The 22,471-nt window shown below is 57.5% G+C and carries 21 protein-coding genes and 4 pseudogenes; 13 read left to right on the top strand and 12 right to left on the bottom strand.

Going from position 1 to position 22,471, the window contains the following annotated elements:
* Position 1 precedes the first annotated feature (1 nt).
* Both OKW27_RS01465 and OKW27_RS01460 read right to left on the bottom strand, forming a co-directional pair.
* Positions 2-2,095, bottom strand: coding sequence for a recombinase family protein (locus tag OKW27_RS01465; protein ID WP_429332309.1), 2,094 nt, complete (start codon positions 2,093-2,095; stop codon positions 2-4).
* Positions 2,073-2,270: a hypothetical protein gene (locus tag OKW27_RS01460; protein WP_429332308.1), complete on the bottom strand. Its 198-nt coding sequence runs from the start codon at positions 2,268-2,270 to the stop codon at positions 2,073-2,075. The genes OKW27_RS01465 and OKW27_RS01460 overlap by 23 nt, the downstream gene beginning before the upstream one ends.
* A 300-nt stretch (positions 2,271-2,570) precedes the next feature.
* Here OKW27_RS01460 and tnpB point away from each other — a divergent pair, with 300 nt between their 5' ends.
* The 3 genes and pseudogenes from tnpB (at position 2,571) to OKW27_RS01445 (ending at position 4,967) form a co-directional block, all read left to right on the top strand.
* Positions 2,571-2,789, top strand: a complete 219-nt coding sequence (tnpB, locus tag OKW27_RS01455) for an IS66 family insertion sequence element accessory protein TnpB (protein WP_429332307.1) — start codon at positions 2,571-2,573, stop codon at positions 2,787-2,789.
* A gap of 41 nt (positions 2,790-2,830) precedes the next feature.
* Positions 2,831-4,371: pseudogene (gene tnpC / locus OKW27_RS01450) on the top strand (IS66 family transposase).
* A gap of 2 nt (positions 4,372-4,373) precedes the next feature.
* Positions 4,374-4,967 (top strand): plasmid pRiA4b ORF-3 family protein, encoded by a 594-nt coding sequence (locus tag OKW27_RS01445; protein WP_429332306.1) that lies wholly within the window; start codon positions 4,374-4,376, stop codon positions 4,965-4,967.
* Positions 4,968-5,043: 76 nt separating this feature from the next.
* Here OKW27_RS01445 and OKW27_RS01440 read toward each other — a convergent pair whose 3' ends face one another.
* A complete protein-coding gene (locus OKW27_RS01440; RefSeq protein WP_429332823.1) occupies positions 5,044-5,760 on the bottom strand; it encodes an IS6 family transposase in 717 nt (238 codons plus the stop codon).
* A gap of 409 nt (positions 5,761-6,169) precedes the next feature.
* Between OKW27_RS01440 and OKW27_RS01435 the strand changes: the two genes are divergently transcribed.
* From OKW27_RS01435 to OKW27_RS01425, 3 genes are all read left to right on the top strand, one after another.
* Positions 6,170-6,637, top strand: a complete 468-nt coding sequence (locus OKW27_RS01435; protein ID WP_429332305.1) for a hypothetical protein — start codon at positions 6,170-6,172, stop codon at positions 6,635-6,637.
* A 14-nt stretch (positions 6,638-6,651) separates the two neighbouring features.
* Positions 6,652-6,840, top strand: a complete 189-nt coding sequence (locus OKW27_RS01430) for a hypothetical protein (protein ID WP_429332304.1) — start codon at positions 6,652-6,654, stop codon at positions 6,838-6,840.
* A 292-nt stretch (positions 6,841-7,132) separates the two neighbouring features.
* Entirely contained in the window at positions 7,133-7,381 is a 249-nt protein-coding gene (locus OKW27_RS01425; RefSeq protein WP_429332303.1) for a hypothetical protein, read from the top strand.
* 196 nt (positions 7,382-7,577) lie between these two features.
* Here the strand turns inward: OKW27_RS01425 and OKW27_RS01420 are convergent, their stop codons facing one another.
* Positions 7,578-7,943 (bottom strand): bacteriohemerythrin, encoded by a 366-nt coding sequence (locus OKW27_RS01420; RefSeq protein WP_429332302.1) that lies wholly within the window; start codon positions 7,941-7,943, stop codon positions 7,578-7,580.
* Positions 7,944-7,978: 35 nt separating this feature from the next.
* Positions 7,979-8,709 (bottom strand): annotated as a pseudogene (locus OKW27_RS01415) (IS6 family transposase).
* Positions 8,710-8,752: 43 nt separating this feature from the next.
* Between OKW27_RS01415 and OKW27_RS01410 the strand changes: the two are divergent.
* From OKW27_RS01410 to OKW27_RS01400, 3 genes and pseudogenes are all read left to right on the top strand, one after another.
* A pseudogene (locus tag OKW27_RS01410) lies at positions 8,753-8,914 on the top strand (ABC transporter substrate-binding protein); the annotation flags it as partial.
* A 676-nt stretch (positions 8,915-9,590) separates the two neighbouring features.
* Positions 9,591-9,797 carry a hypothetical protein gene (locus OKW27_RS01405; protein ID WP_429332301.1) on the top strand — a complete coding sequence of 69 codons (207 nt, stop codon included), beginning with the start codon at positions 9,591-9,593 and terminating at the stop codon, positions 9,795-9,797.
* Positions 9,798-9,834: 37 nt separating this feature from the next.
* Positions 9,835-10,365, top strand: a complete 531-nt coding sequence (locus OKW27_RS01400) for a hypothetical protein (protein WP_429332300.1) — start codon at positions 9,835-9,837, stop codon at positions 10,363-10,365.
* Positions 10,366-10,775: 410 nt separating this feature from the next.
* Here OKW27_RS01400 and OKW27_RS01395 read toward each other — a convergent pair.
* Positions 10,776-10,997: pseudogene (locus OKW27_RS01395) on the bottom strand (DDE-type integrase/transposase/recombinase); the annotation flags it as partial.
* 1,177 nt (positions 10,998-12,174) lie between these two features.
* Here OKW27_RS01395 and OKW27_RS01390 point away from each other — a divergent pair.
* From OKW27_RS01390 to OKW27_RS01375, 4 genes are all read left to right on the top strand, one after another.
* Positions 12,175-13,362 (top strand): porin, encoded by a 1,188-nt coding sequence (locus OKW27_RS01390; protein WP_429332299.1) that lies wholly within the window; start codon positions 12,175-12,177, stop codon positions 13,360-13,362.
* A 454-nt stretch (positions 13,363-13,816) separates the two neighbouring features.
* Positions 13,817-14,356 carry a MarR family winged helix-turn-helix transcriptional regulator gene (locus OKW27_RS01385; protein ID WP_429332298.1) on the top strand — a complete coding sequence of 180 codons (540 nt, stop codon included), beginning with the start codon at positions 13,817-13,819 and terminating at the stop codon, positions 14,354-14,356.
* Between the two features lie 388 nt (positions 14,357-14,744).
* Positions 14,745-16,310: a methyl-accepting chemotaxis protein gene (locus tag OKW27_RS01380; RefSeq protein WP_429332297.1), complete on the top strand. Its 1,566-nt coding sequence runs from the start codon at positions 14,745-14,747 to the stop codon at positions 16,308-16,310.
* A 525-nt stretch (positions 16,311-16,835) separates the two neighbouring features.
* Positions 16,836-17,051, top strand: a complete 216-nt coding sequence (locus OKW27_RS01375; protein WP_429332296.1) for a hypothetical protein — start codon at positions 16,836-16,838, stop codon at positions 17,049-17,051.
* Between the two features lie 184 nt (positions 17,052-17,235).
* On the opposite strand, the gene OKW27_RS01370 is transcribed toward OKW27_RS01375, so the two are convergent.
* The 6 genes from OKW27_RS01370 to OKW27_RS01345 form a co-directional block, all read right to left on the bottom strand.
* Positions 17,236-17,907, bottom strand: a complete 672-nt coding sequence (locus OKW27_RS01370) for a GntR family transcriptional regulator (RefSeq protein WP_429332295.1) — start codon at positions 17,905-17,907, stop codon at positions 17,236-17,238.
* Between the two features lie 143 nt (positions 17,908-18,050).
* Positions 18,051-18,749, bottom strand: coding sequence for a GntR family transcriptional regulator (locus OKW27_RS01365; RefSeq protein WP_184062844.1), 699 nt, complete (start codon positions 18,747-18,749; stop codon positions 18,051-18,053).
* Between the two features lie 1,057 nt (positions 18,750-19,806).
* Positions 19,807-20,352 carry a tripartite tricarboxylate transporter substrate-binding protein gene (locus OKW27_RS01360; RefSeq protein ID WP_429332294.1) on the bottom strand — a complete coding sequence of 182 codons (546 nt, stop codon included), beginning with the start codon at positions 20,350-20,352 and terminating at the stop codon, positions 19,807-19,809.
* 133 nt (positions 20,353-20,485) lie between these two features.
* Complete coding sequence (locus OKW27_RS01355; protein ID WP_429332293.1) at positions 20,486-21,031, bottom strand: flavin reductase family protein; 546 nt, start codon at positions 21,029-21,031, stop codon at positions 20,486-20,488.
* A 94-nt stretch (positions 21,032-21,125) separates the two neighbouring features.
* On the bottom strand, positions 21,126-21,797 hold the full coding sequence (locus OKW27_RS01350; protein ID WP_429332292.1) for a 4-carboxy-4-hydroxy-2-oxoadipate aldolase/oxaloacetate decarboxylase: 672 nt from the start codon (positions 21,795-21,797) through the stop codon (positions 21,126-21,128).
* Entirely contained in the window at positions 21,794-22,471 is a 678-nt protein-coding gene (locus tag OKW27_RS01345) for an RraA family protein (RefSeq protein ID WP_429332291.1), read from the bottom strand. Before OKW27_RS01345 ends, OKW27_RS01350 begins: the two co-directional genes overlap by 4 nt.

Here is a 22,471-nt window from a genome sequence, read left to right as displayed (position 1 = left end):
GTTAAAAGCCGGGCAGTTTGAGTGACTTATCTGCTTCCTGTCGGGCCTTGAAGTGAGGTGGGCGCCGTTCCTTGATAGCCCGTACACCTTCCCTGACGGCTTCGGAGTCGAGTGCAGCAACAGGAACCTGCCAGGGCGCCGAGGGCATGAGCTGGGTCGCCGGCAGTATTCCCTCACGTATCAGGCGGTGGATCGAGCTCCCGTAGATTCCCAGTCGTCGTGAGGCCTCTTCCACGCTGATCGTCTCCACATGCGATGCCCTCGGATCGAATGGCGCAATTCCTAGCCGTTCGCGCAGTTCGGTAACACGGACCGTGGTCCAGGTCTTGCCGTCTGGCGATTTGCATCGCATGCGGTTCATGGTCACCGCAAGCTCCCTGTCCGGCCACTGCCCACCGAGCTTGCGCATGACCTCAACAGCACTGAAGTGTTGGCTGGATGGATATCGACCAACATTTACCCGTGCGACGCGCAGCTCAGTGTGCCGACCACCCGTCCAGTGAACGGTTGCGACCGCTTCATTCGTGATGTCGTCCAGATCAATCACGACTTCCTGAATGAGAATACGCGTCAGCCGCTGCTTTGTCCGCATGTCGGTGCCTGGCGCATTCCACGTCGCTGGAAGATCGTGCGCAAGCGTCATCAGCTGTACCTGGTCGATCGCGGGTCGGCCTGCAACTTCGCGGTCCAGAAGCGCTGCGCGCTCCTCAAGGTGGGCGACACGCTCAAGGGCCGCGTTCCAGCGCGCTTCAAGCTCGCGTGCGACCAGCCGCTTCGTCGGATCGACAACCTCATACCGGCGTGCGGCGAGAGATGCATCGTAGCGCGCTTCCTCGAGCTCGCAGGCCAACGCGCGACGCACATCGTCATCTGCGCGCGATGTTTGCTGTGCAGCACGAATGGCCGCTTCCACCGCGTGCTCCGAAACCACTTCGAGAATTGCGGCCGCCACTGCTTTGTCGACACGTACTCCACCGATTCCGATACAGAGAATCGCTCCGACATGTGCCTCGTCGCCGCGGCAATAGTAGCGATGCGCGTGACCGGCTCTCATACCGTAGTTGACTCGCATCATTCGACCGCATCGGCCACATCGCGCAAGGCCAGTCAGCAAGGCCCGCCCGCCGCACGAAGATCGGCGGGAGGCCCGCTTCTTCATGTGTGTGTTCTCGGCAATCATCCTTTGATGTTCCTCGAACTGATCCCACGTGATATACCCGGGGTGATGGTCCCGCAACAGGACGCTCCATTCCTTCATCGGCTTGGAGTGGCCTTCAGTCTTACGAGCCCGTCCGTCGACGACGGCAGTGCGTTGGGTCGTCCTTCCAAACACATAGGCCCCAGCATAGACCGGATGTTCCAGGATCTGGACTACCGTGTGATATGCAGGCCGGCTCCATTCGATCCGGATGCCAGCAGGGCCGTGCCGTGTTACGGGCAGCTTCACGTCGGATTGTATGGCCCATAGCAGCACCTGACGGGCACTGCCGAGTTCGCGAAACTTACGGAATAGCACCCGGATGGACTCGGCAACCCGTTCGTCTGGATCCATCTCTATCTGCCCGAGCTCGTTCCAGCAATAGCCGGGAGGTAGCGCAAAGCGTAATTCCCCACGCCGGGCCTTCGAATCCCGGGCGGCAATGCCGCGCTGCCGCAGCAGACTGAGTTCGTACTCCGACATCGTTCCTTTGAGTCCGAGCAGGAGTCGATCGTTGACCAGCCTGGGATCATAAATACCGTCGTGATCAACCACGACCGTGCCGACCAGTGCGCAAAGATCAATGAGATGGTGCCAATCGCGGCCGTTGCGTGCAAGTCGTGAAGCCTCGAGACAGAACACGGCGCCGACGGATCCTGCGCACACTGACGCGACCAGCTTCTGGAAACCAGGCCGCTCGACACTGCCGGACCCCGAACGTCCAAGATCATCGTCGATGGTTGTTACTGGAGCAAAGCCCATGGCTCGCGCAGATTCGGCGAGCGCGTACTGACGATTCTGGCTCTCCGTGTGCTCCACCACCTGGCTCATGGTTGACTGCCGGACATAAACGACTGCACCGCGGCAAAGATGCTCAGCGGAAATCTTCTGGCTCATCGCGATCTCCTGGGTCGTTTGTGCTTACCGGTCTGCCCAGCGCTTCCAGCAGAAGTGCTGCGAGCGCTTCGATCACTTCCTCCCGTCGATTCCCCACGATGGCTGCGTTGAAGGTTGGATCCAGGTGCAGTTCCAGCGGAAGTTGTACGCCCGGTTCTCTTTGCGGTCGTTTCATCAGAATTGCCCTCCGTTGACAGAGGTTTCGATGATCCTCCTGTGGCGGAGTGACGCCTTCGATCAGACAGGATGCTGCACAGGAGCGCGAGCGCTTCTGCGCTCACTTGCGGCTTGCCGAGCGACATTGCCGAGCATATCGACGCATCGAGCATCCACGCTGGCAATTCGCGTGAGATCTGTTGCGGAACGTCGAGGTGGAGCATCTGATTTCCGCGGCGCCCCGTACGACGGACCAGCCGATATTCCTGGGCATAGGCCGGGTGCCAGCGGTATGCGATCACAACGATTTGCGATCGGTATGTTGAATGTCGTGCGGCTTGGCGATCTGGTGAAACTGCTGTGGTGGAGTGGCGATGGAATGAACCTGTACGTCAAGCGCCTGGAGCGAGGCCGTTTTATCTGGCCGCAGGCCGACGCGGGATGCATCCATCTGTCGGCGGCACAACTGTCGATGCTGCTCGAAGGCATCGACTGGCGACGCCCCGAACGGACGTGGAAGCCCACATGCGCCGCGTAAATTTGCCCCCACTTCTGAACGTGCCTGGTAAACTCCCAGACATGCCAGTCAACCGACTCCCCGACGACATCGACACACTCAAGCGCATGCTTGTTTCGCGCGAAGAAACCATCGCGCGCCTGCTCGCCGAGATCTCGCGTCTGAAGCGCTGGCAGTACGGGCGCTCGTCGGAACGCATGGCAGAACTGACGGGACAATTGCAGCTCGCACTGGGTGACGGGACACTGCCGCAACAAGGTGCCGTGCCCGCATCGGCGCCAGAAGCGGCGTCGGATGAACCCGTAGACACGGCAGCGCCGGTGGTTCCACTGCGCCGCCGCTCGCGCGAATTCCCTGCGCACCTGCCACGCGAGGTGGTGGAGCACCGGCCACAGGGCTGCGACTGCCCCGAATGCGGTGGCCGGCTGCGCAAGCTGGGTGAAGACGCCTCCGAGATGCTGGACTACGTGCCGGGGTACTTCCGGGTGATCCGCCACGTGCGCCCCCGCTGAGCTGCAGCCGTTGTGCGAAGGTCGTCCAGGAAGCGGCGCCGTCGCGCCCGATCGCACGTGGCATGGCCGGTGCGGGTCTGCTGGCACAGGTGATGGTCGCCAAGTACGCTGACCATATGCCGTTATACCGGCAGGTAGGAATCTATCGCCGTGCCGGCATTGAACTCGATCGTGCCACGCTGGCCTCGTGGGTTCGCGAGTGCGCCGCACTGCTGCAGCCGCTGGCGGATGCCGTTGGCCGGTATGTGCGTGAGGCGCAGAAAATCCATACGGATGACACGCCCGTCCCGGTGCTGGAACCCGGACGCGGCAAGACACGTACGGCACGCTTGTGGACGTATGTACGCGATGACCGGCCGGCGGGCAGCCGGGCACCCCCGGCAGTCTGGTACCAGTACTCGCCCGACCGCAAGGGAGAGCGACCTCGTACGCATCTGCAGGGCTGGTCGGGCATCCTGCAGGCAGATGCCTTTAGTGGCTACGATGCGCTGTACCGCGATGGCACGATCATCGAGGCAGCATGCTGGGCGCATGTGCGGCGCAAGTTCTACGACCTGTACGAACTGGAGCGTTCGCCAGTGGCGCAGGAGGCACTCAGCCGTATCGCGGCCCTGTATGCCATCGAGCGCGAGGTGCGCGGCCGCAAGCCGGAGGTCCGGCAGTCCGTGCGCATGGCGCGGGCATTGCCGCTCGCAGGCACACTGAAGGACTGGCTGGAACATACGTTCGCGCAGGTCTCGGCGAAGTCGGGCCTTGGCAAGGCCATCCGGTATGCGCTGGGGAACTGGCACGCGCTGGTGCGCTACTGTGAAGACGGGCGCATCGAGATAGATAACAACACCGCGGAGCGATCGATCAGGCCGCTGGTTCTCGGCAGGCGCAACTATCTGTTCGCAGGTTCTGATGGCGGTGGACAGAGTGCGGCGGTCATCTACAGCCTGATCGGAACGGCACGCCTGAATGGCATCGAACCGTATGCGTATCTGCGTATGGTGTTCGAGCGCATCGCCGATCATCCCATCAGCCGGATCGACGCGTTGCTGCCGTGGCATTTGATGCCGGTGGAGCAGCCGGTCCGTCAGGCTGCATGACGATGGCATCGACTCGCAAACCCGCGTTACGCGCGGTCAATTCACAGGTACCGGTCTACCAGCTGCGCATCGAGCTGAAGTATCTGAAGCCGGCGGTCTGGAGACGGGTACTGGTCCCTGCCTCGATCAGGCTGCCGAAGCTGCACGTCGTGCTGCTGTGGGCGATGGGCTGGGATGGCGGCCACCTGCACGAATTCGTGTTCGGCGACATCAACTACGGGGTGCCCGATCCGGACTTCCCGAGTGACCCACCGATGCTCAACGAAGCGCGGGTGAGCCTGGGCAAGGCGCTCGGTGCACTGAAGTCATTCACCTACATCTACGATTACGGTGACAACTGGCAGCATCGTGTGAAGGTCGAGAAGGTCTTGCCACCTGACCCTCAGCTGCGCTCGCCCCTCTGCCTGGACGGCCGCAATGCCTGTCCACCGGAAGATGTTGGCGGCGTACCCGGCTACATCGAGTTCCTCGACGCGATCATCGATCCGGCTCATGACGAACACCAGCGGTTGCTCGACTGGTGCGGCGGTAGTTTCGATCCTGTTGCCTTTGACCTCCAGAGCGTCAACGAACGCCTCTTCGAAATCAAATTCTGATCGTCAAGGCGGCCTTCAAATGTCGCTTACCGATAAGATTGGCAAGGCAAGAAAGTTCCGCAATGACAAGGAGTCCTTACGCCACCAGCGAATAGAACTGATCGGCGGCGGTTCGGGCGACGCCGCTGTCCTTCATCTGGCCTTTCCTGATCATATGCATCGTCTCAATGCCTGACAGGATGATGCGGGCACACCGGAAATCCTTGAAGCCCATCATGGGCCTGGTTCGTCGTTTGATCGCCCGATGATCCTGCTCGACGATGTTGTTCAGATATTTGACCTGCCGGACCTTGATCGGCGTTTCCCGCTCGGCGTTGATGGCCTGGAGGGCGGCCAGATTCGCCCCGCTTTTATCCATGGTCACGGTCTCGGGCGTCCCGTTCCGATCGATGGCTTTCTCGAAGTAACGGCGCGCGGCAGCTTTGTCGCGATACGCCCGCAACAGGAAATCCACCGTATTACCGGCCTTGTCCACCGCGTGATACAAGTACTTCCACTGGCCGCCCACCTTGACGTAGGTCTCATCCATCCTCCAGCTCTTGCCGACCGGACGTTTGTGCTTGCGAAAGGCCTTCTCGAACAACGGTACGAGTTTGATCACCCAGCGATGCACGCTCGAATGGTCGACCTCGAAACCCCTTTCGGCCATCATTTCCTCGAGATTTCGCAAGCTCAGCGAGTAGGCCACATACCACCGCACACACAGCAGGATCACGTCCAGCGGATAGTGCAGGCGTTTGAGTACATTCGCTACGCCGGCAGGCAGGGCTTTTCTCGCAGTCGCATTCTTCATATCACGCTTCACTTCAGGAAAATGTCCGCCTGAATTTTACTCCCGCATCCTTAGCGCGACACAACCAACCCTCACCCAAAGCGTGACGTTGAACATCCGGCCTCCGGTCGTTCAGACGCCGTATGAGTTGAAGCACGTTCTCGAACCATCTCGGGTATACCCGCCAATCGCAACCCTTGTATCTCATGGTCATGCGGCATAATATAGTGAATACACTATTGCATAATATGTAGCAGTTTTTACAGTCAACCGATGGCGCAGTTTGCGTCACACCGCGCGCTAGACTAGCGCTGGCTGTCACGGTAAATGCAAATGCTGTGGCTGGATGGTCGTGCAAATCGATCACGAGCATTGAGATTAGGAAACTTGAATGAATTGCGCCAACGCATCATCCTGAAAGTACGTCGTCATGTGGTTGCGACTCTACTTCGGAGCTCATCTTTTCTACTCGGGGATTCGATACATCCTGAGCGGTTACGTGCCGGAAATCCCCGATATTAGCGGAGCTTACGTTGCGGCGGCCACAACGATTCATATGTATCCAGCGGTCAAGTATATGGAGTTCTTTTACGGCCTAATGCTCTTGACAAACCGGGGCGTACTGCTCGCGCTAATCCTCGAGATGCCAATCACCGCAACGATCTTCTGGCTCAACACGTTCATTGTCGCCACGCCGCGCCAGCTCTTTACCGGGCCGCAGGAATTGTTTATGAACGGCGTGCTCGTGCTGGCCTACAGCGGATACATGGCGGCGGTGTTTCGACTCAAACTCGAACCGATGTGGCTTTGGGACGGCTGGAAAAGGTGTCTCCAGAACGAAACCAACAGTTCAACAGCGAAACATGCGCTGTCATCCCCACATCAAGGCAACGCATAACCCTGGAGGCTGATATGAAGAAGGATACCTGGATAGCAGTAGGAATCTGTTTGTTGATCACCGTGGCGGCGTGTATTGGCTCGACGGGTTTGGGGTATGCCGATTACCGTCCGCTGCGCAATTTCGACTACTTCGGGTTGGGTGTGGCTTGGCTGGTCTTTGTTGCAAACCTCATCCGTGACCAGCGATCGGTAAGCGCGTAGAGGTATGACCCGGGGCTGATGCAGGAGCAGGCGGCTCAAGGTGATGCGGCACCGACACGATACGGTTTGCCGACGACGTGGATCCGGGTCTTTGGGTTGGTCGCTCGACACGATTACCTTGACGGGCGATCATCCGCCTTTCCGTCCGTCAATTCTTGCGGTTCACAGAATGTGGAAATAGCACGCTTGTCGATGGTTTGCGCTGGAGCACTGGCATACGCATCGCACGGGCACCCAACATCCGCACAGTGCGTCGACAGGCGCCTTTTCGCGGGACAGAGAGGATAAAGTGATGAAGACCGGAGAGCAATCTTTACGTTTCGTAGTTGAAAAGTGGCTCGGGTTGCAACCTCCAGAGAGCGCAAGGGTGACGGCACTGGGCCGTCCGCGCTCGGGCAAAGGGCGTTTCGTGTGCGTCGAGACTGTACACGGCAGCGAAAGACTCGCGCTGTTCTTCTTTCGGCACGACGACGGATGCTGGAAGGTCTTTCCTCCTGCTCCGGCGTTGCCAGAGATGGCTTTGGAGCGTCTGTTTGCGTAGCCTAAATCGGGCCTGTCAGTAATTTCGTGTCGAGGCATACAACCCTCCGTACAAGCAGGAAATTATCAAAATTCCTGCTGTACGCATAATCGAGGCAGGGCCAGTCGTCGCGGACCGTAATACATCGGCCGCGAAGTAGTGCTTTTCCGGGTTCCCGCGTCCGTGCGCAGACGGGCTCGAGAGCGGGGACGACAGTTCAGTTCGAACTTCTGAACACGACCGGCTTGCCGCCCATCGTCCGCTTCGTCATCCATGCCGCCAGCGCCGAGTCCAGGTAGTCCGCATGACCGGGAAACCACTCGAACAGATGCAGGCCGAGGTCGTGCGCCAGTTCGGCGCCGGCCCGTCCTTCCGCGACCGCGGCCTTCACCTCGCCGACCGACTTCAGCACTGCCGCATGTTCGTCGATGTGGCAGTCTCGCGGCGGAAAGTTCGTGGTGCGCATCCATTCGTCTGCCTGATCGAAATGACTGACCGCGTGTTGCTCGAATGCCTCGACGGCCGCCACGGCGGTGGTATCGTTGCAGGTCACGAGTTTGAACGGCTCTGTCAACTTGGGCACAGACTACCTGTGTCGCTCAAGAGTAGTTATCCTTATCAAATAATTTTCTCGACTGCGGCAGAGACAGTCCAAGCATGCCATGCGGCGAAGCGTTCTCTGAGTACGGCACGATGACAGGCCGCGGTCATCCGATGTCTGGGCAACGCGAAGTGCTGCCGGATCGGGCCGAAGGATGAGAGAAACGCCTGCGTGCGACGCGGATCGCGAAAGCCGCACATCTGGCGTTCGCGCCTGCGGGTCGGCTGGTGGCTGTTCTCGGCGCGGTTGTTCACGCGTGCAGCTGCTTTGACGAAAACGTGCTTCACATGAGCGAGCTCGGGAATCTCGGCCTTCCGCCGGATAGCTGCGAAGCTGGTCGGTAACGATCCGGCGCGGCACCGGGTTTGAGCGCAGCAGGCGCTTGAAGAAGCGCTTTGCCGCGGCCTTGTTGCGCCGCTTTTGCACCAGCACATCGAGATCGGCGCCATGCTCGTCCACTGCACGCCACAACAAATACGGCTCGCCGCGCAGCGTCACGAACAGCTCGTCCAGATGCCAGGTGCTGCCCGGCTTGCGCCGCGCCGCTTTCGCGCACTGGGCGAATCGAGCGCCGAACTTGTCGCACCAGCAACGGATCGTTTCGTACGTGACCACGACACCACGCTCGAGCATCAACTCCTCGATGTCGCGCAAACTCAGGCTGGAACCGGAAATACCAGCGAACCGCGCAACTGATGATGACCGCAGGGAAGCGGTGGCCGTGATAAGGCGATTTCGTTTCTTTCATCACTTCATTCTACCGCCGCCTCCCCACCAACCTGACAGTGCCCTTCATGGTCATCCGGCAGGCGATGGGTGTCGCCAGGAGTCGGCGCGAAATGGCTGCGAAGATGTTGCGTGAGTTCGTTGAGGACATGAAACGAAACGGTTTCGTCGCGCAAGCGCTTGAACGCCACCGTATTGCAGGTGCCTCCGTCGCGCCGCTCGAGTAAATAGCAGGGAAGGGTGTAGAAGCGCGGTCCGCCGGATGACCGTTGCGTGACGCCACTGCGGCTCGGGTGACCGTAGACGGTCACGGCTGAAGGTGAGCTGCCGTCGGCCGTCGGCCGTCGCCGTCACGTTGCCATTCGAGATGGTTACTTTCCTTTTTGGGGTGCCGCCTCTTACCACGGGCAATCAGTGTCGAAGATGAATCGAACACTTCCGACCGCATCGCCTACATGCGCGAAGCTACGTGTTGCTTGTCAAAAGGTTCTAAATAAGGATTACGTTCCGAACGCAACAGAATCCGCAGCTATGGCATTGGTAGACCACGTAGTGATTGAAGCTCCGCAGACTTTCCAGATTATTTACGCGGTAACTAAGTTTAATTTGAGCGGGTGTGCTGTGCGTTGGTACTGCTCAATCGGTTCGGAACGGGCTTGAGGTAGGAGGCCGATGCGTGATGGCATGCAGTTACCGACGATTCGTAACCATGCCCGGGCGCGGTTCTCCGACTTTGATCGTGTAAGGAAGATCGCTTAGGGTCATTGCTCGAGCGGCGTCAACTGGCCGAGCGCGCTGCGGTCAATAAGCTGTTCGGCGTACACCGTGGATGCGCGTCGCGCATCTCCCGCGTTTGCGAATGAATGCTTCTCCGTTACATGAAACGGCGCGCAGCACGATCCGGTGCTGTCGGATGCACGCTTCGATGGTATCGCCGACTTTTTCGGCGAGCGGCGGCAGTACTCCATAGTCGAAGCGCAAGCGCAATTGCCTCTGCCTGTACCCAAGAGCGACGCCGTATACGCGTCGCTGGTCAAGCGGGCGGTGAAGCTCGCAAAGAGAGCAGAACTGCGCTCGGGGTTCCAGGGTTACCTCGGCCCGGCCGACTGACACGCGCTCGCATGGCATGCATCGGCACCTCTGGCCTATGCTTCCGCTGCTCGCGCTCGCGATGGCCATGCAGGACGAGACAATCGCGAGCTTCGGCGGCCAGTCTATCTGGACGATCGACGTCATCGCCAACATCGTCAAATGCGCGGACGCGATGATAGCGATCATCTGGGTGGGGAAGGCGGACGGGCAGCGGACGGCCTTTTGCTACGATCCCGACGTGGGCCAGGCAGCACGACTTTCATGCACGTCGACCGGACACGCATGGCTCATGACGATGACCGATGAACAGGCGGCCGCGCTGGTCTTGAAACAGGGCTTCGGACAGCCGAATGAATTCGGACCCAATGCGCCGACGACGCTCAGGGCGCTGCTCGGTTTTCTGCACGCTGCACAGGTCCGTGGCTATGCGATGATCGACGAGGTGTTCGCGCCGCGCATGTCGGCGGTTACCACGCCCGTGCGGCTCGCGCTGCGTTGGCGTCATCAGCCCGGCCGGTCCGAGAGGACGGCTGACCGTGGGAAAAATACACGAGTATTCGGTACTGCTGGGCGAGGCGGCCAATGAGCTAGTCCAGTTGAGCAACCTGGCGGGGTTCCCAAGTCGGCCGCCGCTCGGCAAGGGATGAGAAAATCGGGGCTTACGCCGTCCAGCCGACGGGGCTTGCGCCCTTTGGTCGAACCGCTATCTCCGGCACGCCGTGACCGGAGTCGCGTGACACATCAGAAGCCGGGACTTTAATCGGCAAGCGCCTTCGCGCGGAAGCCGACCACTACGCAGGTCGCTGGCTTTACTGGGGAGCTTGCGGAATGTGTACCGAGAGTGACCACCCGCCTCATATCGGAATGATCCGTTGCAGCTTGAGGCAGTCAAACTGCCAGACAAACGCATCGAATGTGCTCTGGTAATCGAGGAGGATCTGGTGCAAATAGGTAGTGGATAGTGGGTCCGTTATGCCTTGAGATATGGATGCCTTATCAATTGAAAATGACGGCATTCCAGACGGAGGGGGCAGTGATGTCCTCAAGCGCAAGAGCGGACAGGTCACACTGCCCCTTGCCAATGCGATGCATCAACTCGATGCCTGAAATCGTAGTCTGAGCATTTCTGAACCTCTTGAGCCCGCGCATCACATTCGTCCTGGACTTGATGTGACGATGGTCTTGCTCGATCAGGTTATTGAGGTACTTCGAGGAGCGCAACTTCGTATCCTTGGAAGCAGGCCATAGGACTTCATCTCACGCCCAGCCCGGTGCGACGCTGCATACCCATATGGCGTGGCCGTCTCCCGTGGTCGCCCTGATGCTTGATTGCCTTGGTGAAAAAGGCCTCAGCTGCTGCGACATCGCGCGGCATCACAGCACAAGGTCGTGATACGTGCGCAAGGTTATAACGCGCAACTCAATAGTCGCGAACCGCCACCATTGAATGGCAAATTGCGCCAGTTGGGGAAGCCAAGGGTTTTCACCAGAATATGGCTCATTGACATTGTAGGCCGCTATAAATACTATTTTGACTGAGGACAACGAATTCTATTGTGCCTGCTTTTAGGTGCGCGCTTCCAGTGGAAGACGTTGGCATGCGCGCCCTGCTTTCCGCCACGTATCTTCGTGACACGCGGCTCTTCGCGGTCCGCGGGGTCACGGCTGCGAGCGCGCTTCTTTCTTCTTCTTCTTCTGTCACCGGGTCATGGTGGCGGGGCAATTACGACGGCCGAAAACGTGGCTTTGATCGCGAGGATGATACTGAAAGGCATTTCGATCGCAGGCATACAGCTTGGCGAATATCCTCTGTCGACCCATATCTATCCAACACGTTCCGGGGATCCGGTGTGGGATAAATGGTGACTCTCTCCCATGTCGGTGCGATTAGCGCGGTATCGACCGCCGGATTGGCAATTAAGACGTCGGTTGCTGCTTACGTTTCCGTCGGGGCGGCGGTTGCGATCGGCATTATTGGTGCGCATTAGGTGGTATCAGGATGCATTAGAAAAGCGTTATCGAGATCATGCGAATCCGAAGTCGAACATGGTGCTGAAGGCTGATCCGCAGGCCCTCACGGAGTGAAGGATTAGAAGACTGATGGCCGTGGGGAGTCGGAAGATTGTGTGGGCAAGCTCATGGCTACTAGGGGTGGTCGACAACTGAGCCGACGCCGGCCCCTTTCTCTATTTGGTCGGTGCCTACGGGCAACTGGCACCGCCCCAGGCGCTCGCCATTCAAGAATTGCTTCGGGCGTCCCGTCGGGTCCCGACGCCGCATTGGATGCTGCACATCTCCGTGAGGGCAACGGACCAGCGTAATAAATTGACCTACTCGCGTTTCTAATTCAATAGCAGTCGGTTTCAAAGACCACATATAACAATCAGGAGAATGTATGAATCATCAGGGGACGTGGAGGAAACACCGGTGGGCCGCGGTGCCGCTTGCATGTGCATCAGTTTGCATGAGCGTTACGGCCGCTCATGCGCAAAGTAGCGTCATGCTTGGAGGATTTCTTGACGAAGGTGTCGCCACCTATCGTGATTCAGGTGGGGCCCGTTTGTATCAAATGCAGGATTCCGCCATCTTTCCCACCAAGTTTTTCTTCCGCGGGAGCGAGGACATGGGAGGGGGCCTGCGCGCAAACTTCAGCCTCGACTCGATGATCAGCCTGAGCACAGGGGGACTTGATCCGCAGTCGCGCGGCGCGATGTTCGAGAACTCGTCGTGGGTCGGACTCAGCCAAGCAGGGATTGGCAGCTTCCGCCTCGGGCGCCAGAACGACTTCGCCTTCGACTACTACCTGATCGGTGGTATCGATCCGGCAACGGGCATCGCTGGCGGTATGCTCAACTTCCGGACCGGTAGCTTCGGTGCCGACCTGCTCGGCGTTTCAGGGCCGGCGCAGATTGCTGGCGCCGTCTCGGGCGGCCAGTTCGCGCCTATCACGACGAACGGCCAAATTTCTGGATTAGCGGCCATCAACTGGGATCGTGTCGGCGGCAAGCGGATGGCGAATGCCATCAAGGTTGTGTCGGAGGAATATGCCGGGCTGTCGGCTGGCGTCATGTATAGCTTCGGCGGCACAGCGGGCGACTTCAACAACGGGGCCGGAAAAAGCGCGGCGATCAGCTTCCGGAATGGTGAAACGCGTGCTGCTGTTGTTTACACCGAGCAGAACTATGCGCCGGTCAACAATGGACATAGTGGCATCGCCAACCTGCTCGCCGGAGCAAGGACGAAGTTCGGCCATTTCACTGTCTCAGGGATGTATAGCGACGCGCGCAACACCCATACGGGGGCCAAGATTTACGCCCTAGCTGGTGGCGTCGGATATGACTTCTCACCGGCTTGGAACCTCGGCGGCGCTTATACCTACGAAAATGGTAACGCGTTGCTGAAGAACGTGGTGATCAACCAGGCCGCGTTGCAGTTGACGTACACGTTGTCGAGACGCACCGCGGTCTATGCCGCCGGCGTATATCAACGCACCAACGGCGCATACGCTGCAGAAATCGGGAACATCGTGGCAAGCGGCAATATCCAGACTGTTTTCCAGCTTGGCATAATGCATCGATTCTGATGCTTCATTGAGGAACGGCAGCGATGATCATGTTTTCGTCATCGCTGTCGTGGCCTTCTTGGGTTATGCACCGGGGGCCGCAGATACTGCCATCCGTCCGTTCCAAGCGGTCGCCAAGGTTAGCGAGGCGCAATTCGAACTCAGTGCCAGCGTGCCTCGATTGATCAGTTTTGCCTTTCCGCTGCGATTTGGGTAGGAAAGTCCGCCCCGTCAAGCTCAGAAAGTGCCCCAATTTTCCCTCGTCCGAAGTAATGATAATATTCACATTTGAATGCTATAATAAAGTCGAACGTCTTCGGAAACGTTCGACCCGCGGATGAGAGCAATTCGGTGCGCCGGGCAAGCAGTAGCAGCGCAGGAGCGAATGATCAACCATAGTACGAGGTGGTGTTAGGACGTATAGAGCACGCCCAACCACTGGTTCCGACCACCTTTGCAGGAAAAGCAGCAAGAAATGAAGAGCGAGGAGGGGCTACACCTAAGTTATGAGGCGAAAGTCCCGGCTTTAAGTTGGCTCACCCGTATTGTTGAGATTGACAAAGCGATCTCCGAGTCTGCTGATCAACATTTGAAGTCATCGCTTGGGATTTCGTTTGCACAGGCGAAGGTCGTCGCATGCCTGGCTGGGCACCAATTCATGACGCAGGTTCAACTCGCGCGCCGGCTGCATTTCGATATAGGGGCGCTATCCAGAATCATTCCGCGTCTCATGGATGCTGGAGTTGTAATGAGGTCTCGGCATCCAAACGACTGTCGCTGCTGGTGTGTTCAGCTTACGGGAAGCGGAGTTGCGATGGCTGCGAACATTACAGCCATTCTCGGCGCAGCTGACAATAAATTGATTGGCCTCTTAACTGAGGATGAAGCCGATATTTTTATTGCGTTGCTTAAGCGCCTGCTTGCTAGTTCCCCAGCCCACGGCTCAATCGATGTCTCGAGATTTGCCGTGACGGGCAGTCCGAGACCCTCCAGCGTCGTTGGCGCACCGGCGTGAACGGCAACCTCCCTTCTCCGCCCTAAAACGTGGCCAGCGGATGATCTAATCCAGCGCGTCTTTGCGTTGGCCTTTATCCACGACGTCTTCTCGCGCGCGTGTCCGGTGATCGTCGCGGCCGCGAGCAACGGGCTGAACAAACGCCAGCACTGCGCGCCATGCACGGCTTTCGCCCAGTCGACGCGACTGTCCGGATGCCGCATGCGCGGCACGCTGGTCTTACTCGAGTTCAGAGTTTCCAGTGCGCACGCGTACAGGGCGGTTATCGATCTTGCGGGGCGCGGCTATAACGCATCAGGCCAGATTACACAATTAACGTTGTCACCTATCCATACTCATAGGGCTCATGCCGAAATACAAAGTATACAATTAATATAGGCAATAAAACATGCTCCTGCTTCTTCGCAATCTCAAAATACGCAACCGGCTGTTTGTAAGTTTCGCAATCGTTATCGTGCTGCTATGCAGTGCCGCGGGATTTGCGCTCTTCCAGGCGCATCAGATTCAATCACATCTAATGGACATCAAACAGAATTGGATGGAGTCAGTCAAAACGATTGCGGATCTTCGTCTGGCGCTCAGTACAGATCGTCGTTCCACGCTGGGTCTTGTCTTGTCTGATACCAAGAATGCCAAAGATACCAATGCTGCGATTCGAGCCGAAGCCTTGAATCAGCTGAGAAAGAGTGTCGATCGCTATGAGAAACACGCGCGCCCGGGCGAGGATCGTCAGTATTTCGAGAACGATAAGAAAGCAATCGCTGCGTACGCGATGATCAACAAAGAACTCTACACGCTTGCAATGTCTGATAATCCGGATCTTGCTACCGAGCGTGTGCTCGCCAACACCAAGATCTTTGCTGTTTTCAAATCCACGGAGGAGACGCTCACCGCCCATATGGACTTCATTCAGAAGCAGGCAGATCAGGCTGCGGAAAAGGCCATTCATGACTATGATGTGGCCTTGATGCTGACGTTCACCGTAATATGTATCGCTATCGTTGCTACGGTATATGTCTGCAACACGGTTGCGACGTCGATCGTCTTCCCGTTGAATGACGCCGTAAAGATTGCTGAGGCAGTTGCGTCAGGGGATTTGACGTCAGAAGTCAGGGTACATTCCGATACTGAACTTGGCCAATTGATGCGCGCGCTTCGCAGCATGAATGAGAGTCTCGTGGATATCGTAAAGCAGGTCCGGTCCGGCAGTGAGGCGGTATTGACCGGCGCGTCCGAAATCGCCGCGGGGAACGAGAATCTGAGCCAGCGCACCGAGGAACAGGCGGCGTCTCTCGAGCAGACGGTAGCTTCGATCCAGCAGTTGACGGCGACGGTGCAGAACAACGCGGCGAATGCCAAACAAGGCCTCAAACTCGCACAGACTACGTCCGATCTGGCAAACAGCGGTGGAGAGGTCATGAAACACGTTGTGACCACCATGGGCGGCATTGCCGATCAATCGAGAAAAGTCGCCGACATCATTGCGACTATCGAGGGCATCGCTTTTCAGACCAATATCCTAGCCCTTAACGCGGCGGTCGAAGCCGCACGTGCTGGCAACGAAGGCCGTGGCTTCGCCGTCGTGGCCCAGGAAGTCCGCACGCTGGCTCAACGCTCGGCAACGGCGGCCAAAGAGATCAAGGAATTGGTCAGCAATTCGGTCACCCGCGTTGACCAAGGATCTCAACTGGTGAACGATGCCGGGTCCAAAATCAACGACGTGGTGAGTGAGTTCACCCGGGTCTCGACTCTGATGGAGGAGATCACCCACGCATCCGATGACGGCCACCGCGGCATCATGGAGATAAATAAGGCGATCGGCGAAATCGATACAGTGACCCAGCACAACGCAGCCTTGGTCGAAGAGGCCGCTGCTGCAGCCCGTGGCGTTCATGCAGAAGCAGAGCGCCTACAGACACTGGTTACTAACTTCAAGATCGCACGCGCCATCTAAATCAGAGTCTCCAGGCACAAAAAAGCCATCGATGAGGGATGGTTTCCTTGATATCGACGAAGACTGCGGTACTGCGGACAACTTATTGCAACAGAACCGAGAAAAAGCCTTCGATGTTAATTAACTGCATCCCAAAAGTTCGACACGGATCCAATTTTTGGGGTGTCTTTCATGGCGAAGTACGATAAGCGGTTCAAACTGAAGTTAAGCAACACGCATTTGCGCGGGGGGAGTTGGGCGGCCAGTATTGGCAGCCCGCCACGAGATCGGCTACTCGATGTTGCGTCGCTGGGTTGATGCCTATCGTTTGCACGGCGACGCAACGCTATGCCCTAAGCGCAGCCGATACGACGTTCACTTCGCGGGCCGAAGGTGCTCAGGCTCACGTCGCGTGAGGGGCTTTCCCTGCGCGAAGTCACGGCTCTGTAGGACATCCACGATCCTGCCAGGGTCTCGCAATGGGTGCGCCTATATGATGAGGGCGCTGCAGATGCTCTGATGCCCCGCCGACGATGGCGTCAAAAAATGCCCAAGACCCGGCGTGACCTGCCTGTTGAAGAGAAAGCTGCCGATACGCGATCACGCGAAGAACAACTCAGGGAACTCGTGTATCTGCGGACGGAGGCGGCGTATCTGAAAAAGCTCGATGCGCTGTCTAGGGAAAAAAACCAAACAGCACAAAAGAAAAACACGCAAATCGTGAAGGGCTGCGGACTCGGCATCCGCTTGCCGCACTACTGAAAATCGTGGGACTGGGCGGTGAGCGCGTATCACCGCACGGATGGTGCTGACAACGCCATGAATGCCACCATGAATGCCAACATCGTGTCCAGCGGCAAGGTACCGTGGGGCCGAACACCTCCTGTACACGACGTTCCGATCAAATGAGCGTAAGGGGGCACAGATTGCGGCCCTCCTTTCGTTTTTAGGCCCCTCTAGCGGCCAGCACCCTCACCAGTCCTTCCAAAACCACTGAACGCCCTTGATCATAGGCTGCAAGCAGATGAACTCTGTCCCGACTTTCCAGTGCCTGCACCAATCGCGCTTCGATATCTGCCCGGCGATGTTCCGGACTTGCCGAGACATCCGCGGCCAGCGCACGATAGCGATCCGACAAACGCATCAAACGCAGGATTTCTAGCTTGATCACCTTGTGTGGAGACAGTTCGAAAATCGTGTCGTGGAAAGCACGGTGCTTTTCGATCCAGCCATCGCGATTACCCGCCGCCAGCAACTCCGTGAGATCTGTAAGCATTCGCTTGAGCAGCGTCAGCTGCTCGGGCGTAGGCCACTCGATCGTGCTCAGCAGTTCTGCCTCAAGCAGTTGACGCATCCGATATAGTTGTCGGGCCTCATCACTTGACAACTGTGCGACAAAGAATCCACGATTCGGATCGTGCTCAATGATGCCTTCTGCCGCCAAGAGCTTCAGTGCTTCCCGGATCGGAACGCGGCTGATCCCGAATCGATCAGCAAGTTCCGACTGCCGCACTTGGAGGCCCGGTGCTAACACCCCTCGATTAATCAGCTTGCGCGTCTCTGCGGCCACGTGAGCCGGAAAATCAACGGTGTCCGTTTCGCGAAGTGCGGTGACCATCTACTCCCCACCAAAACGAAATACATTTTGGTATTATATATCAAGATTTGAACTTCCGGGTATCTCTCGTTGGCAAAATGAAGAAAAGCCCTTTTCTGTTCAGGATTCCGACAGCAGATCACTCACGGTGCCGTTTTTTTCGTTTATTCCCGGGCCGCAAGCACTATCATCAACCCGTCAAGAACCACCGTTCGCCCTTTCTCATAAGTTGAGAGCAGCAATTCCCGGTCTTTGCTTTCCAAAGCGTTCACGAGTTTTGCTTCGATATTAGCGTTACGATTTTGCGGATGCGCTGAAATATCAGCAGCCAGCGCCCGATAACGATCGGTGAGTCGCAACAATCGTAGGACTTCCCGTTTAATCACTTTATTAGGCGAGAGGTTGAAAATCTTATCGTGAAGTGTGCGGTGTAATTCGATCCACCCCTCACGATTACCGGCTTGAATCAATTCTTCAAGCCGGGACAGTAAGCCCTTGAATTCCCTGATCTGCGCGGATGTGGGCCATTCAACCGTCATGAGCAACTCTGCTTCGAGGAGTTGGCGCATCCAATATAACTGTCGGGCCTCACCGCTCGACAACTGAGCGACGAAAAATCCACGATTCGGATCGTGTTCGATGATGCCTTCCGCCGCCAGTAGTTTCAATGCCTCACGCACCGGCACACGGCTGATGCCGAAACGTTCCGCGAGGTCCGACTGTCGTAGTTGAAAGCCGGGCGCGAGCGTTCCCCTATTGATCAGTTTTCGCGTCTCTGACGCCACCTGAGCTGGAAAGTCAATGCCATCCACTTCCGGGACGGTAGCGATAGGAGTTCGGCCTGGTGTCGGAATCGCATTCATTTTAGTATTATATCTGAAAATCTTCGCCTGACAACGTTGTCAGGCGATTCGGTGATCGACCGTTAGAAGGTCTTATAAACTCCCGGCCAGGAAAAACGCAGAGCCTGGCCAACGGAGATAATCGGATGAGGACTGGTACTTCTGCGCGCCGTATAGCTGACGTTGATGAACGAGAACGCGCCACAGCGTCGCTATGCCCCGCGCGAGATGTTCAACTCCTTGCTGGGTTGTGGGCTGGTGCATCGTGACGCTTGTTGCTTGCCCAATGACTTTCGAGCGTGGGAGTCGTCGAACAGCAGACGCAGCGCTGGGTTGAGGAGGCTGTCTCGATGCCATAGACAATGACCTGTGTTCGATCGTCCGGGTCGCGCAGGAGCGCAGTGGTAAATCGAGCGCGGTCTTTGTGGACGGTCGACCTCCGAGAGAGCGCCACGTGCGGGTCACGACGGCTACAAACGAAAATGCGGCGGCGAGGTCCACGCGAACGCAGCTTTGCTGGCTCAACTGCGTCCGCCGGCTGAGCCAGACGCGCAGTCATTTATACCCCAGAATTGGCTTGCGCAAAAAACCTGGTTACCACCGCCCGCAAACTCGCCACGCTGCACTGTCAATGTGGAGAAGCGTGAAAAACTTTATGTCCGCATAGATGAGAGTACGTCTGTTCAGAGACGTTTCGGCCAGTGCCAGATGTAGCAGTCGAGGCCGCAAACAGAAACTTCCCCGTTCGTCCTGCACCACCGATCCGGTGCTTCGTAGGCTGCAAATGTATCGGTAGGCTGGTACTGCGCGACATGTTCAAGTGTGTCGAAATCTCCTGCCGGCGAAGTGCGAAACATTCTTCCACGGCACCGGTGGCGCATGCGTGATCCGAATGCCAAACGCCGCCAAGAGCACGCTTTCACTGCAACCTGGTCACGCAAAAGCCAGCTCATTACGACCTTGGGTTTAAGCGTCTTATCCTGCTTCGCCATGAAAAACCCCAAGAATCGGATTTGTCTCCAACTCTTGGGGTTCAGCGCAACGATAGGGGTTTTCTATGTTGCACCGTGGTTTCAGATCAGTACACGAAGCCGGGCATCACTTCGCTCGCAGTGGGAACATCCTTGATCTCGGGGATACGCGCCGAACCAAAGACCACCAGGGGACGCATCTGACCTTTCTTGATGTACGGGGCTGCGACATCGTACGGAACCGGGATCACCTGCACCTTCGCTTTCATCAAACCGTCGATTTCCTCTGCGGTATCCTTGTAGGATAACTTGACCATGCGAACACCGTTACGCTTTTGCAATGTGGTCATCGCGGTCAGGTCGCGCGCACCGTCAGCCGTCGTACCGAAGGTGTAGCAATCCGGATTATCCTTCAGACGACTAATCAGATCCGCGTAGTCCTTGATGTCGGTTCCGGACACGCCTTTGCCGATTTCAGCGACCAGAACAACACCCGTGGGCGCGCCAACCGGGGCTGCCGCTGCCGGCTTAGCCGCAGGTGCAGCAATAGGTGCAGGTGCCGGTTTGGCAGGTGTACTCGCGAGGGCGACGCCCGAGATCAGTGCGCCCGCTGAGAGGACTGCCGAGAGGAAGAGTTTCCGGTTCAGTTTCAAGATCAATTGTCTCCAAGTATTCTAAAGGATGCCTGAAAGGCGGCTAACGACAATGCATTTTGTGATTAACAAAATCGCATCATATCTTGCGTGCGGAATAATGCTGGCCGTACCTCCGTCTGAAATTTTTGGATTAGTCGGACCCCCAGTTGGAGATCCACAGTAAATCATGGAAATCGACGGCTCTATTCGCCTGAAATTCGCCGTAAGAGCCGTGGGAATACAGCAGCGGCGTCGTTGCGTCGCCATTAATGGCAGTGCCTTCGACATGCCCAAAAATCACGGCGTGGGTACCAATCTCAATGATGCGTTCGACGCTGCAATCGAAATTGACCATAGTATTGGCCAAAGCCGGAGCACCCGTCTTAATACGATTCCACGTCCCTGCCTGAAACTTTTCTTGCGGCGAAATGGGTCGCGAGAACCGCTGCGCCAATTCCTGCTCACTGCGCGCCAGAACGTTGACGACGAAGTTGCCAGTGGCCTGCACGTGCGCCAGAGACGAGTTTGCACGATTGATACAGACCAGCAGAATAGGAGGCGCTGCACTAACAGACGTCACAGCGGTTGCGGTCATGCCGGCAAGCGGTCCGTCCGTGTCCGAACCGGTAGTGATCAAACATACGTGCCCGGTCAAACAGCGCATGGCGCGTTTGAATTCGGATTCTTCTATGCTCACCTCACCCTCCAATCAAAAAACCAGACGGAGAAAATGGAGGGGTGGCGTTTTTTCGGGGCGCCACCCCATGCTATAGACGCGAGTCTCAGCCGGTTTATTGATCCCAACCGAAGATACTGAGCGTGCTCTCGCCCGCTTCCAGTCGCTTCATCTGCTGTGCTTCTGCTGCTTCGCGTGCTTCGGTTGCAATGATCACCTCGGCGATTCGCTCACGCGGGATGCACACGACGCCGTCTTCGTCACCAACGATCAGGTCACCTGCATTTATAGTGACATCGTCGAATCGAATCGGGGCGTTGATCCAACCTCTGGCGCCGAAATCTTTTCCTGTGCCACGGATACAAAGACCGCGAGCGAAAACGGGAAACCCAATCTCGGACAGCAGTCGCTGATCACGAACACAGCCGTTAATGACGAGACCGGCAAGCCCCCGAACCTTTGCGGCCGTTGACATGATCTCGCCCCAGTACCCGTGTTCATATGCTTCGCTTACGGAGACGACCAGGACATCACCTGCTTGTGCTGCGTAAATCGCACGGTGAAGCCAAAGGTTATCGCCACCGGGCGAATGGACGGTCACGGCTGGGCCGCAAATCTTGAAGCCGGGCGCGACAGGCTTAATTTCATAAGGCAGGACGCCGATCTTTCCGGCAGCCTCGTGAAGCGTTGCTGCCGGCAATTTCGCGGCGGCGTCAAGCAAATTGACGTCCGGTCGCTCAATAGCGAGACGCGTGGTCTCATGACGATTGAAAACCGGGCCCGTCATGCCTCTTCTCCAGTCCGACGCGTTTGCAGTTGATGGTACTTGAACTGTTTGCGAGCCTCGTCTAGCCGCATACCCGTTGCCACAGACCGTCGGATTGCATTTTCCGCGGCATCGATTTCTTCAGCAGCAGCAAGCACGCGTTCTTCGTGTTCCTTCGGAATCGAGATCACGCCGTCCGCGTCACCGCGCAGCAGATCGCCCGGAGCAACGCGCACGTTACCGATATTCACCGGAACGTTGGTGGCTTCGACCTGCACGCGATCCTTGCCCGTGCGCATCCAGTTATCCTTGGAGAAAACCGGGTAACCGAGCGACAGGCACAGGTGTACGTCACGATTTATGCCGTCGATCACGGTACCAGCGATACCACGGCGATGAGCGATCTCGGTCAGGATGTCGCCCCATACCGTTGCGTCTTCGCGACCACCGTTGTCGAGGACGATGACCGAGCCCGGCGGAACGTCGTCGATGAAGTCACCCACGGTGCCTGCGGGCGAAGCGGCGGGGCCGTAGAGAATCGTGAATGCCCGACCGGCCATTCGGAACGACGAATCACGCGGCTTGATCTTGTAGCACTGACCGTTCAGGCCCAATCGGTCCAGTGCGTCGCTCAGGGTCGCCGTTTCGACTTTCGCTGCGCGGGCAACATTCTTGTCTTGTTCGATTTCGGACAT

Source organism: Paraburkholderia sp. 35.1 (genome assembly GCF_050436525.1).
In the GTDB taxonomy this organism is placed as follows: domain Bacteria; phylum Pseudomonadota; class Gammaproteobacteria; order Burkholderiales; family Burkholderiaceae; genus Paraburkholderia; species Paraburkholderia tuberum.
This window is presented reverse-complemented; position numbering and strand designations above follow the sequence as displayed.

Excerpts from the sequence above, each read along its gene's own strand:
- OKW27_RS01465 (WP_429332309.1), bottom strand. The coding sequence starts at position 2,095 with ATGAGCCAGAAGATTTCCGCTGAGCATCTTTGCCGCGGTGCAGTCGTT.
- OKW27_RS01460 (WP_429332308.1), bottom strand. The coding sequence starts at position 2,270 with ATGAAACGACCGCAAAGAGAACCGGGCGTACAACTTCCGCTGGAACTG.
- tnpB (WP_429332307.1), top strand. The coding sequence starts at position 2,571 with ATGTTGAATGTCGTGCGGCTTGGCGATCTGGTGAAACTGCTGTGGTGG.
- OKW27_RS01445 (WP_429332306.1), top strand. The coding sequence starts at position 4,374 with ATGGCATCGACTCGCAAACCCGCGTTACGCGCGGTCAATTCACAGGTA.
- OKW27_RS01440 (WP_429332823.1), bottom strand. The coding sequence starts at position 5,760 with ATGAAGAATGCGACTGCGAGAAAAGCCCTGCCTGCCGGCGTAGCGAAT.
- OKW27_RS01435 (WP_429332305.1), top strand. The coding sequence starts at position 6,170 with ATGTGGTTGCGACTCTACTTCGGAGCTCATCTTTTCTACTCGGGGATT.
- OKW27_RS01430 (WP_429332304.1), top strand. The coding sequence starts at position 6,652 with ATGAAGAAGGATACCTGGATAGCAGTAGGAATCTGTTTGTTGATCACC.
- OKW27_RS01425 (WP_429332303.1), top strand. The coding sequence starts at position 7,133 with ATGAAGACCGGAGAGCAATCTTTACGTTTCGTAGTTGAAAAGTGGCTC.
- OKW27_RS01400 (WP_429332300.1), top strand. The coding sequence starts at position 9,835 with ATGCTTCCGCTGCTCGCGCTCGCGATGGCCATGCAGGACGAGACAATC.
- OKW27_RS01390 (WP_429332299.1), top strand. The coding sequence starts at position 12,175 with ATGAATCATCAGGGGACGTGGAGGAAACACCGGTGGGCCGCGGTGCCG.
- OKW27_RS01385 (WP_429332298.1), top strand. The coding sequence starts at position 13,817 with ATGAAGAGCGAGGAGGGGCTACACCTAAGTTATGAGGCGAAAGTCCCG.
- OKW27_RS01380 (WP_429332297.1), top strand. The coding sequence starts at position 14,745 with ATGCTCCTGCTTCTTCGCAATCTCAAAATACGCAACCGGCTGTTTGTA.
- OKW27_RS01375 (WP_429332296.1), top strand. The coding sequence starts at position 16,836 with ATGCCCAAGACCCGGCGTGACCTGCCTGTTGAAGAGAAAGCTGCCGAT.
- OKW27_RS01370 (WP_429332295.1), bottom strand. The coding sequence starts at position 17,907 with ATGGTCACCGCACTTCGCGAAACGGACACCGTTGATTTTCCGGCTCAC.
- OKW27_RS01365 (WP_184062844.1), bottom strand. The coding sequence starts at position 18,749 with ATGAATGCGATTCCGACACCAGGCCGAACTCCTATCGCTACCGTCCCG.
- OKW27_RS01350 (WP_429332292.1), bottom strand. The coding sequence starts at position 21,797 with ATGACGGGCCCGGTTTTCAATCGTCATGAGACCACGCGTCTCGCTATT.
- OKW27_RS01345 (WP_429332291.1), bottom strand. The coding sequence starts at position 22,471 with ATGTCCGAAATCGAACAAGACAAGAATGTTGCCCGCGCAGCGAAAGTC.